The sequence below is a fragment of the Micromonospora sp. NPDC047521 genome (assembly GCF_055587305.1).
Window position 1 is genome coordinate 13,384 of record NZ_JBVJGN010000023.1, and the last position, 11,496, is coordinate 24,879.

Annotated in this window: 9 protein-coding genes; 5 read left to right on the top strand and 4 right to left on the bottom strand. The window is 70.5% G+C overall.

Features of this window, described 5'->3' with window-relative positions; all coding sequences use genetic code 11:
* Positions 1-10: 10 nt before the first annotated feature.
* The 3 genes from ACZ6N8_RS29765 to tkt are packed head-to-tail and all read right to left on the bottom strand — an operon-like array spanning position 11 to position 4,986.
* Complete coding sequence (locus tag ACZ6N8_RS29765) at positions 11-1,660, bottom strand: glucose-6-phosphate isomerase (protein WP_466014209.1); 1,650 nt, start codon at positions 1,658-1,660, stop codon at positions 11-13.
* Positions 1,657-2,832: a transaldolase gene (gene tal / locus ACZ6N8_RS29770; protein ID WP_466014211.1), complete on the bottom strand. Its 1,176-nt coding sequence runs from the start codon at positions 2,830-2,832 to the stop codon at positions 1,657-1,659. Before tal ends, ACZ6N8_RS29765 begins: the two co-directional genes overlap by 4 nt.
* A gap of 15 nt (positions 2,833-2,847) precedes the next feature.
* A complete protein-coding gene (gene tkt / locus ACZ6N8_RS29775; protein WP_466014213.1) occupies positions 2,848-4,986 on the bottom strand; it encodes a transketolase in 2,139 nt (712 codons plus the stop codon).
* A gap of 264 nt (positions 4,987-5,250) precedes the next feature.
* Here tkt and ACZ6N8_RS29780 point away from each other — a divergent pair, with 264 nt between their 5' ends.
* From ACZ6N8_RS29780 to ACZ6N8_RS29790, 3 genes are all read left to right on the top strand, one after another.
* Entirely contained in the window at positions 5,251-6,204 is a 954-nt protein-coding gene (locus ACZ6N8_RS29780) for a heme o synthase (protein WP_364362733.1), read from the top strand.
* A gap of 280 nt (positions 6,205-6,484) precedes the next feature.
* Entirely contained in the window at positions 6,485-6,820 is a 336-nt protein-coding gene (locus ACZ6N8_RS29785) for a hypothetical protein (protein ID WP_364362734.1), read from the top strand.
* A gap of 14 nt (positions 6,821-6,834) precedes the next feature.
* Positions 6,835-7,755 (top strand): ATP-grasp domain-containing protein, encoded by a 921-nt coding sequence (locus ACZ6N8_RS29790; protein WP_466014216.1) that lies wholly within the window; start codon positions 6,835-6,837, stop codon positions 7,753-7,755.
* Between the two features lie 437 nt (positions 7,756-8,192).
* Here the strand turns inward: ACZ6N8_RS29790 and ACZ6N8_RS29795 are convergent, their stop codons facing one another.
* On the bottom strand, positions 8,193-9,155 hold the full coding sequence (locus ACZ6N8_RS29795) for a COX15/CtaA family protein (protein WP_466014218.1): 963 nt from the start codon (positions 9,153-9,155) through the stop codon (positions 8,193-8,195).
* A gap of 98 nt (positions 9,156-9,253) precedes the next feature.
* On the opposite strand from ACZ6N8_RS29795, the gene ACZ6N8_RS29800 reads away from it, so the two are divergent.
* On the top strand, positions 9,254-10,054 hold the full coding sequence (locus ACZ6N8_RS29800) for a helix-turn-helix transcriptional regulator (protein WP_466014220.1): 801 nt from the start codon (positions 9,254-9,256) through the stop codon (positions 10,052-10,054).
* On the top strand, positions 10,051-11,481 hold the full coding sequence (gene sufB / locus ACZ6N8_RS29805) for a Fe-S cluster assembly protein SufB (RefSeq protein WP_074312771.1): 1,431 nt from the start codon (positions 10,051-10,053) through the stop codon (positions 11,479-11,481). Before ACZ6N8_RS29800 ends, sufB begins: the two co-directional genes overlap by 4 nt.
* Positions 11,482-11,496: the final 15 nt, after the last annotated feature.

An 11,496-nucleotide genomic window follows, 5' to 3' on the forward strand; every position in this document is an offset into this window, starting at 1 on the left:
TCGTCCATCCTCACGTGCGCAGCTGACCGGCCGCGTCGAGCAGTTGGGCGACGCCTGCCGCCCGGTCGGTCAGGTGCAGTCGCAGCACGGGCCGTTCCCGACCGGCGAGGGCCTGCCGGTCGCCGGCGGCCTGCGCCGCCTGCAACTCACCGAACGTGTACGGCTTGCCCGGCACGTCCAGGTCCTCGGCGACCGCGCCGGTCACCTGGAGGTAGCTGCCGACCTGCGGACCACCCTTGTGGTACTGGCCGGTCGAGTGCAGGAACCGCGGCCCCCACCCGAAGGTGACGGGCCGGCCGGACGCCTCGGCCAGCAACGGACGCAGCCGGGCCGTGTCCGAGTCGGCGAACCGGTCGAGGTACGCCATGACCGCCAGGTAGCCGTCGTCGCCCAGCCCGTCCAGCAGCCACCGCAGCACACCCGCCAGGTCGCCGGGTGCGCCAGGCGGCGCGTACACCTCGATCGCGCCCTCGGTGAACGACGGCGTCTCCGTCGGCAGACCCGAGGCCAGGATCTTGTTGGTGTTCTCCTTGGACTCGGTGACGTTCGGCTGGTTGAACGGGTCGATGCCGAGCACCACACCCGCCACCGCCGTGGCGTACTCCCAGGCCAGGAACTGCGCGCCGAGCGGGCCGTTCACCGCCACGTCCGGGTCGGTGCCGCCACCGGGCACGTCGCCGGGGGCCAGCGCGCCGCCGTAGGTGACGGTCAGCACGTCGGAGCCGGTGGCGCCGGGGCTGTTCGGGGACTCCACCACCACCGGCAGGATGCCCACGCCGGCCTTGCCTGTCGACTCGGCGATCAGCTGCTCGGCCCAGTCGCCCAGCCCGTCGATGCCGGTGCCGTCGGAGATCAGGGCGACCTTGTCCCGGGCCAGGGTGGCGGCGGCGCCCAGCGCGGCGCCCAGCGCCAACGCCGGGTTGTCCCGGTCCCCGGCGAGCGACTCGGCCAGCGCGTCGGCCTGGTCGATCAGCTCGGACACCTCGACGCCGGCAAGGGCCGACGGCACCAGGCCGAACGCGGTGAGCGCCGAGTACCGGCCGCCCACGTTCGGGTCGGCAAGCACGGTGAACGCGCCCATCTCGGTAGCTGTCGTCTCCAGCGGCGAGCCCGGGTCGGTGACGATGACGAAGTGCCGGCCGGCCTCCGCCTCGGTCATCCCGGCGTCCAGGAACGCCTGCCAGTACGCGCGCCGGTGGCTGTCGGTCTCCACCGTCGAGCCGGACTTGCTGGCCACCACCACGACGGTGCGCTCCAGCCGGTCACCGAGGGCCGCGCGGACCTGGCCGGGGTCGGTGGTGTCCAGCACGGTCAGCGGCCGGCCCAGGGTCCTGGTGATCACCTCGGGGGCCAGCGACGAGCCGCCCATGCCGGCGAGCACCACGTGGTCCAGGTCGGCCAGCTCGGTGGTCAGCTCGGCGAGCTGCACCAGCAGCTCCCGGCTGCGCCTGTGGGTGTCCACCCAGCCGAGCCGGATCTTCGCCTCGGCCTCGGCGTCCGGACCCCACAGGCCCGGGTCCTTCGCGGCCAGCTTGCCCGGGACGCCGGCCTTGACCAGCGCGTCCCGGGTCGAGGCGGGTGCGGACCTGTCGATCGCGTCAGCGCCGTGCACGACGAGCCCGGCGGCGGACTCCGCCGGCCCTGCGAGTAGGTCGCTCATGCGCCACCGGCCTTCTCGGCGCCCTTGGCGTTGCCCTCGGCGGCCTTGTTCGGAGAGCCCTTGCCCTTCGCCGCCGCCTCCAGCGACTTGCGGACCCCGTCGAGCAGCTCCTGCCAGCTGGCCTCGAACTTCTCCACGCCCTCGCGCTCCAGGGTGACGATCACGTCGTCCATGTCCACCCCTACCGACTCCAGGTCCGCGAAGACCTTCCGGGCCGCGTCGTACGCGCCGGTCACCGTGTCGCCGCGGGTCTCGCCATGATCGGCGTACGCGTGGATGACCGCCTCCGGCATGGTGTTGACAGTGCCGGGAGCGATCAGTTCCTCCACGTAGATGACGTCGCGGTAGTCCGGGTTCTTCGTCGAGGTCGACGCCCACAGCGGCCGCTGCGGGTGCGCGCCGGCGTCGGCGAGTGCCTTCCAGCGGTCCGAGGAGAACACCTCGGAGTAGCGCTCGTACGCCAGCTGGGCGTTGGCGATTGCGGCCTTGCCCTTCAACGCCTTGGCCTCGTCCGAGCCGATCTTCTCAAGCCGCTTGTCGACCTCGGAGTCGACGCGGGAGACGAAGAACGACGCGACCGAGCCGATGGTGGACAGGTCGTGGCCGTTGGCCTTGGCCTGCTCCAGACCGGCGAGGAACGCCTCCATGACCGCCGAGTAGCGGTCCAGACCGAAGATCAGCGTCACGTTGACGCTGATCCCCTCGGCCAGCGTGTCGGTGATCGCCGACAGGCCCTCCTCGGTGGCCGGGATCTTGATGTAGAGGTTGGGGCGGTCGACGAGCCACCACAGGGCCTTGGCCTCGGCCACGGTCTTGTCGCTGTCGTGCGCCACCCGGGGGTCCACCTCGATGGAGACCCGGCCGTCGACACCGTCGCTGCCGTCGTACGAGGGGCGCATCACGTCGCAGGCCCACCGCACGTCGTACGTGGTGAGCATCCGTACCGCCTCTTCCACGTCCACCCCACGGGCGGCGAGGTCGCGCAGCTGCCAGTTGTACTCGTCGGCGTCGCTCAGCGCCTTGGCGAAGATCGTCGGGTTGGTGGTGACCCCGGCCACGTGCTTCTCGCGGCGCAGCTGGTCCAGCCCGCCGGAGCTCAGACGCACCCGGGAGAGATCGTCGAGCCAGACCGCCACACCCGCGGCGGTGAGCTCATTCAGCTTGTCGGTCATGCCGTCCACGCTCCCTCAGTTGCCGGTCGTGAAACCGGTGATGTCGCCCACCCGGGCCAGCGAGGCGTGTGCCGCCGCCACGATCCGGTCGGGGGTGAACCCGAACTGCTCGAAGAGCACGGTGTGCGGGGCGCTCGCTCCGTAGTGCTCCAGGCTCACGCTCTCGCCGAGGTCGCCGACGATCCCGCGCCAGGACATCGCGATGCCCGCCTCCACGCTCACCCTTGCCTTTACCCCGCGCGGGAGCACCGACTCCCGGTACGCCTCGTCCTGCTCGTAGAACCACTCCTGGCAGGGCATCGAAACCACCCGGGTGGGGGTGCCGTCGGCCTCCAGGCGCTCCCGCGCGGTCAGGCAGAGCTGCACCTCGGAGCCGGTGCCGACGATGATCACCTGAGGCTTGCCGTTGGACGCCTCGGCCAGCACGTAGCCGCCCTTGGCGACCCCCTCCGCGCTGCCCAGGACGTCCCGGTCCAGGGTCGGCAGCGGCTGGCGGCTCAGCGCCATGGCGGTGGGCCGGTCGGTGTGCTCCAGCGCCATCCGCCAGGCCCAGGCGGTCTCGTTGGCGTCCGCCGGGCGGACCACGTCCAGACCCGGGATGGCGCGCAGCGCGGTCAGGTGCTCCACCGGCTGGTGGGTCGGGCCGTCCTCGCCCAGGCCGATCGAGTCGTGCGTCCACACGTAGGTCACCGGCAGCTTCATCAGCGCGGCCAGCCGCACCGACGGGCGCATGTAGTCGCTGAACACCAGGAACGTGCCGCCGTACGGGCGGGTGCCGCCGTGCAGGGCGATGCCGTTGAGGATCGCTCCCATGGCGTGCTCACGGATGCCGAAGTGCAGCGTGCGGCCGTACTCGTGACCGGGGAAGTCCTTGGTGGCGTGCGAGGCCGGGATGAACGACGGCTCGCCCTTCATCGTGGTGTTGTTGCTCTCGGCCAGGTCGGCCGAGCCGCCCCACAGCTCCGGCAGCACCGGCGCGAGCGCCTCCAGCACCTTGCCGGACGCGGCCCGGGTGGCAACGCCCTTGGCGTCGGCGGGGAAGACCGGCAGCGCGTTGGTCCAGCCGTCGGGGAGCACCCGGCCGGCCATCCGCTCGTAGAGCGCGGTGCGCTCCGGGTTGGCCTTCTTCCAGGCGTCGAACGCGGTGGTCCACTCCTGCTGGGCGTCGGAACCGCGGCCCATCACCGTGCGGGCGTGGGCGAGCACCTCCTCGTCGACCTGGAAGGTCTGCTCCGGGTCGAAGCCGAGGATCCGCTTGGTGGCCTTCACCTCGTCGGCGCCGAGCGCCGAGCCGTGGATCTTGCCGGTGTTCTGCTTGTTGGGCGCGGGCCAGCCGATGATGGTGCGCAGCGCGATGAAGGAGGGACGACCGGTCTCCGCCCTGGCGGCGAGCAGCGCCGCGTACAGCGCCTCGGCGTCCTCGTGGTAGTCACCCTGGTCGGCGTCGCCGCTGCGCCAGTCGACGGTCTGCACGTGCCAGCCGTACGCCTCGTAGCGGGCCGCCACGTCCTCGCTCTTGGCGATGCGGGTGTCGTCCTCGATCGAGATCTCGTTGTCGTCGTAGATCACCGTGAGGTTGCCCAGCTGCTGGTGCCCGGCGAGCGCACTGGCCTCGTGGCTGATGCCCTCCTCGATGTCGCCGTCGGAGACGATGCACCAGATGTCGTGGTCGAAGATCGACGCGCCCGGCTCGGCCTCCGGGTCGAACAGGCCGCGCTCGCGGCGGGCCGCCATGGCCATGCCTACCGCGTTGCCCAGGCCCTGCCCGAGCGGCCCGGTGGTGGTCTCCACGCCCGGGGTGTGCCCGTGCTCGGGGTGACCCGGAGTGAGCGATCCCCACTGCCGCAGCGACTTCAGGTCGGACAGGCTCAGCGGGTACCCGGACAGGAACAGCTGGATGTAGAGCGTCAGGCTGGAGTGCCCGGCGGAGAGCACGAAGCGGTCCCGGCCGGGCCAGTTCGGGTCGGCCGGGTTGTGCCGCATGACCCGGTTGAACAGGAGGTACGCCGCGGGCGCCAGGCTCATCGCGGTACCCGGGTGGCCGTTGCCGGATTTCTCCACGGCATCCATGGCCAGGACGCGGACGGTGTCGACAGCCCGGCGATCGAGGTCGGACCAGTTGAGTTCGGAGTGCTCGGGTCGGTTGGCAGCCACGATGGTTGTGCTCCTCGGCAGATGGGCGGAACCCTCACTGGTGACCCTATCGAGCGTGACTAAACGTCCGCCCGGGGATCTCTGCATGGTCTGCGGTACGGGACAGGGCATCGAGTCGTTCAACCCGGTGGTGTGACGGCCCGCACCGTTGTCGGGTCGGCCGGGCAGCCAAAACGACAACGCGTAGTGTGTGGGTCGGTGTGCGGCCCCCGAACAGGTTGGGCCGACCGATCTCCCCGTGCCGATGCCGGAAGGTGGCAATCCGTGAGCATGATCACCGAGCGCCCCGCGAGCAACCCCGCGGGGCAGCCCTCGGCGCGGACGGCCGACGGTCCGGTGGCGCGGCGGGACGTCCGCGCGATCGTCTCGGCGTACGTGGCGCTCACCAAGCCGCGCATCGTCGAGTTGCTGCTGGTCACCACCGTGCCGGCGATGATGCTCGCCGAGGGTGGTCTGCCGTCGCTGTGGCTGATGGCTGTGGTGCTTGTCGGCGGCTCGCTCGCCGCCGGCGCGGCAAGCGTCCTCAACTGCTACATCGACCGGGACATCGACCAGCTGATGCGCCGGACGAAGCGCCGGCCGCTGCCGGCACACACGGTGTCACCGCGCAGCGCCCTGATCTTCGGTCTGGTGCTGGCGGCGGTCTCGATCGTGCTGATGGCGGCGTTCACCAACCTGCTCGCCGCCGCGCTCACCCTCGCCGCGATCGTCTACTACGACGTCGTCTACACGCTGTGGCTCAAGCGCTCCACCCCGACGAACACGTTCTGGGGTGGCGCCTGCGGGGCCGCTCCGGTGCTCATCGGCTGGGCGGCGGTCACCGGTTCGCTGGCGCCTGCCGCGTGGGGGCTGTTCGCGGTGGTCTTCTTCTGGCAGATGCCGCACTTCTACCCGCTCGCCATGAAGTACAAGGACGACTACGCGCGGGCCGGGATCCCGATGCTGCCGGTGGTGGCCTCCACCCGCCGGGTGAACGCCGAGATCCTGATCTTCGCCTGGCTCACCGTGCTGACCTCCCTGGCGGTGTGGCCGCTGGGCCTGAGCGCGATCTACGGCGTACCGACGCTTGTGGTGGGCGCCATCTTCATCGTCGAGGCGCACCGGCTGTGCCGTCGCGCGACGCGGGGCGAGGCAGTCAAGCCGATGCGGCTGTTCCACTGGTCGACCACGTACCTGACGATCGTGTTCGTGGCCGTCGCGCTCGACGCGCTGATCTGACGGTTGCCGGCTCGTCCGGAACCCGTTCCTTCGAGTGGATCAATCATCCTCATGGATGAGTTGTCCGGGTTTAACGTCACATCAGGGTAACTTTCGTATGAGTCGGATGGGCTCAACCTGCGCCGGCTCGATCCGGGTTTGCCAGCGCATTGTGTGCCCATAAGTCGGGAAAAAACCGGACAGAAAATCTGTGTTCTGTCTTAAACCTGTAGGTAATTGGCATCACAAAAGCTTCATGGTTCTCGCCCGGGCGAGTGGAACTCTGCTTAGGCTTCGCGTCATGGCAGATGGTTCCGATACGACGCTGACGGACGAGCAGACCGTCGGTGGGCAGGCTTCGCACGGCCTGGTAGCCGGCCTCAAGGCGTTCGCCGCCGGCCACGGTGGAGCGAAGGCGGTCATCGAGTACGTCGGCAAGCGTGGAGCGCGGATCGTCCTCGTGGGCTCCGACGGTGAGTGGGGCGACCAGTTCGCCGACGACACCGTCACCGCCCGGGAGGCGTGCGCCAAGGCGGGAGTCACCGTCGAGAACGCCTGGGAGCGTGAACTGATGGACCAGATGCGTCCGAGCAACGACCTCTGGCGGTCGATGGCCCGGCGCACGATGGCCCGCTGAGATAGATAGTTGAATTGACCGACCACCACCAGTCGACCCGGGGGAAACCCCGGGTCGCTCTCGTCACCTGCACCGAGCTGACCGAGCTGGATCCGGACGACAGGCTCGTCCTCGCCCCGCTCGCCGCCCGGGGCGTCACCGTCGAGGCTCCCGTCTGGGACGACCCCGGGGTCGACTGGTCCTCGTACGACCTGGTCGTGCTCCGCTCGCCGTGGGACTACGCGCTGCGCCGCGACGAGTTCGTCACCTGGGCGGCCACCGTCCCGGCGCTCGTCAACCCGGCCGACGTGGTCCGCTGGAACACCGACAAGCGGTACCTCGCCGAGCTGACCGCCGCGGGCGTGCCCACCGTGCCGACCTCCTGGGTCGAGCCGGGGGAGAGCTGGCAGCCTCCCGCCGACACCGGCGAGTACGTGATCAAGCCGGCGGTCAGCGCGGGCAGCCAGGACACCGGCCGGTACGACCTGGCCGACCCGCAGCACCGGGACCTCGCCGTGGCGCACGTACGCCGGCTGTCCGACTCCGGTCGGACGACAATGGTCCAGCCGTACCTGGACGCCGTCGACACCGAGGGCGAGACGGCGCTGCTCTTCCTGGCCGGCCCGGACGGGCTCGCGTTCAGCCACGCGATCTGCAAGGGGCCGATGCTGACCGGGCCGGACCTCGGCCCGGACGGGCTCTACAAGGCCGAGGAGATCAGCGCCCGCACCGCGCGAGCGGACCAGCTGGCGGTCGCCGAACGCACCCTCGCCACGGTTCCCGGCGGCACGCGTCAGTTGCTCTACGCCCGGGTCGACCTGATCCCGGGCCCGGACGGCGACCCCGTCCTGGTCGAGCTGGAGCTGACCGAGCCGTCGCTGTTCATCGGGTACGCCGACGGCGCCCCCGACCGCCTCGCCACGGCGATCACCACCCACCTGGCCCGCCGCGCCTGACCGCCTCTGGGTGTGATGCCGCCCCGGGGTGTGATGCCGCCCCGGGGGTGTGATGCCGCCCCGGGGTGTGATGCCGCCGCCGGGGCGGGCTCTGCTGTGGCAAGATCACGCAACATCCAGGAAGTAGTGGCATCGCGCGTCCGTGAGGCCACTACTTCCAGGATCGAGCGCGATCTTGACCGCGAAGGCGTTCCAAGCCCGCCTTCGGCCCCGTTGCCGCCCGCTCCCCGGGCCGGCGCTCCCGTCCGCCCTCAAGATCCTCACAACTTCGGGGAAGTTGCTGCCTCCGGCGCGTCCGATGCGGCAACTTCGGGGATGTTGTGAGGATCTTCGGCGCGGGGCGCGGGGCGCGGGGCGCGGGGCGCGGGGCGCGGGGCGCGGGGCGCGGGGCGCGGGGCGCGGGGCGCGGGGCGCGGGGCGCGGGGCGCGGGGACGCGTCAGGCGGTGACCGGGACGGCCTGCGCGTCCGCCGGGACGGCCGGCGGGGTCGGGGCGTTCGGGTGGCGTTCCCGGGTCGACCACTGCACCGAGAGGGTGGCGAGCAGCACCAGGCAGGAGCCGAGCATGTGCGCGCCGACCAGGAGCGCGGGCACGTGGGTGAAGTACTGCACGAAGCCGATGACGCCCTGGCTCAGCTCGACGGCGACCAGGACGATCGCGGCCCTGGTGGCCCGACGGGCGCCCACCGCCCGGAACGCGAAGATCAACGCCACCGAGAGCCCGATCAGCAGGAAGACCGCGTCGGCGTGTACCTGCGAGATCGACTCCGGGTCGAGCCCGTTGCGGGCCGCGCCCTGGTCGCCGGCGTGCGGGCCGCTGCCGGTGACCCAGGTGCCGATCACCAGCACCGCGACGCTGACGCCTGTGGTGATCCGGGCCAGCGCGCGCAGAGGCGTGGGCACCACTGCCACCGTGGGGCCGTCCGGTTCGTCGATCCGCCGCCAGAGGGCGTACGCGGCGGCGATCACCGCCATCGAGGCGAGGAAGTGCAGCCCGACCACCCACGGGTTGAGATTGGTGAGCACGGTGATGCCACCGAGCACCGCCTGGGCGGGGATTCCCAGGAAGACGGCGACGGCAAGCGCGAGGAGCCCGGGTCGGCGGGGCCGGTGGGCCAGTACGGCCAGCACTGTGGCAAGCGCGATGAGGCCCACCGCGAAGGTCAGCATCCGGTTGCCGAACTCGATCACCCCGTAGATGCCCATCTCGGGTGTGGTGACGTACGAATCGTCGGTGCACCGGGGCCAGGTGGGGCAGCCGAGGCCGGAGGCGGTCAACCGGACGGCCCCGCCGGTCACGACGATGCCCACGTTCGCGATGATCGAGGCGAGCGCGAGGCGGCTCAGCAGGGTGCCGGAGACCGGACGGACGATTCGGTTCACGGCGCAAATCCTACGCACCGTAGTGATCGAGGTTCGTCCGACTCCGCCGGGTCGGTGGTTCGGATCACCGGGACCCGGGTTTGCGACAGTCCGGGTAATTACGTAACGTTGGCGTTGTGAAAAACGCGGCGGCGCTCTCCGGGCAGCGGTCGGCGGCCGATCCGGCCGTCGGTGCTTCCGCCTGCGCGCCCGTCGTGACCACGCCGACCGGCCTCTCCGGTGCCGCCGCGGCCGAGGTCTCCACCCGGGACCGGGTCACCCAGCTGCTGCTGGAGCGGGGGGCCACCACCGCCGCGCAGCTCGGTCAGGCGCTCGGTCTGAGCCCGGCGGCGATCCGCCGGCACCTGGACGCGATGCTCGCCGACGGTGATGTCTTCGCCCGGGAGCAGACCGTGCAGGGCAGTCGTGGTCGGGGCCGCCCGGCGAAGGTGTTCCTGTTGACCGAGGCCGCCCGGGTCCGCTGTGGCACCCATCACTACGACAACATGGCCACCGCGGCGCTGCGCTGGATCGCCCGCAGCGGTGGTTCGGACGCCGTCGAGGCGTTCGCCACCGAGCAGGTGTCCGCCCTGGAGTCGCGCTGCCGGGCCGCCATGGAGGACGCCGGCGACGACCCCCTCGCGCGGGCTGAGGCACTCGCCGGAGCGCTCACCGCCGAGGGATACGCTGCCAACGCGACCACGATCGCCTCCGGCGGGCAGCTCTGTCAGCACCACTGCCCGGTGGCGCACGTGGCCGCCGAGTTTCCCCAGCTGTGCGAGGCCGAGACCGCGGTGATCTCCCGTCTGGTCGGCACCCACGTGCAGCGCCTGGCCACCATCGCGCACGGCGACGGGGTGTGCACCACGCACATTCCGACCCAGCCGACCCGCGCCCAATCCGGTAATCCCGTCACCACTGTGAGGACAGATAGATGACCGAGCAGATCGTCCAGCCCCTGACTCAGGAAGAGCAGCTCGCCGCCCTGGGTCGCTACGAGTACGGCTGGTCCGACCCGGACGCCGCCGGGGCGGTCGCCCAGCGCGGCATCAACGAGGCGGTGGTGCGGGACATCTCGGCCAAGAAGAACGAGCCGGCCTGGATGCTCGACCTGCGCCTGAAGGGCCTGCGGCTGTTCGGCCGTAAGCCGATGCCGGCCTGGGGCGCGGACCTCACCGGGATCGACTTCGACAACATCAAGTACTTCGTGCGGTCCACCGAGAAGCAGGCCACCAGCTGGGAGGACCTGCCCGAGGACATCAAGAACACCTACGACCGGCTGGGCATCCCGGAGGCGGAGAAGCAGCGCCTGGTCGCCGGTGTCGCGGCGCAGTACGAGTCGGAGGTCGTCTACCACAAGATCCGTGAGGACCTTGAGGAGCAGGGCGTCCTCTTCCTGGACACCGACACGGCGCTGCGCGAGCACGAGGACGTCTTCAAGGAGTACTTCGGCACGGTGATCCCGGTCGGCGACAACAAGTTCGCCGCCCTGAACACCTCCGTGTGGTCCGGTGGCTCGTTCATCTACGTGCCGAAGGGCGTGCACGTGGAGATCCCGCTGCAGGCCTACTTCCGGATCAACACGGAGAACATGGGCCAGTTCGAGCGGACGCTGATCATCGTCGACGAGGGTGCGTACGTGCACTACGTCGAGGGCTGCACCGCGCCGCTGTACTCCTCCGACTCGCTGCACAGCGCGGTCGTGGAGATCATCGTGAAGAAGAACGCGCGCTGCCGGTACACGACCATCCAGAACTGGTCGAACAACGTCTACAACCTGGTGACCAAGCGCGCCGTCTGCCACGAGGGCGCGACCATGGAGTGGGTCGACGGCAACATCGGCTCCAAGGTCACCATGAAGTACCCGGCGGTCTACATGACAGGCGAGCACGCCAAGGGCGAGGTGCTCTCGGTGGCGATGGCCGGCGAGGGTCAGCACCAGGACGCCGGCGCCAAGATGGTGCACGCCGCGCCGCACACGTCCTCGACGATCGTGTCGAAGTCGATCGCCCGGGGCGGCGGCCGCACCTCGTACCGGGGTCTGGTGCAGGTGCTGGAGGGTTCGCACCACAGCCGCAGCACGGTCAAGTGCGACGCGCTGCTGGTCGACACCATCTCCCGCTCGGACACCTACCCGTACGTCGACATCCGCGAGGACGACGTGTCGATGGGGCACGAGGCGACCGTCTCCAAGATCAGCGACGACCAGCTCTTCTACCTGATGAGCCGGGGCCTGAGCGAGGACGAGGCGATGGCCATGATCGTGCGCGGCTTCATCGAGCCGATCGCCAAGGAGCTCCCGATGGAGTACGCCCTGGAGCTCAACCGCCTGATCGAGCTTCAGATGGAGGGCGCGGTCGGCTGACGCCGCCTCCGCCCG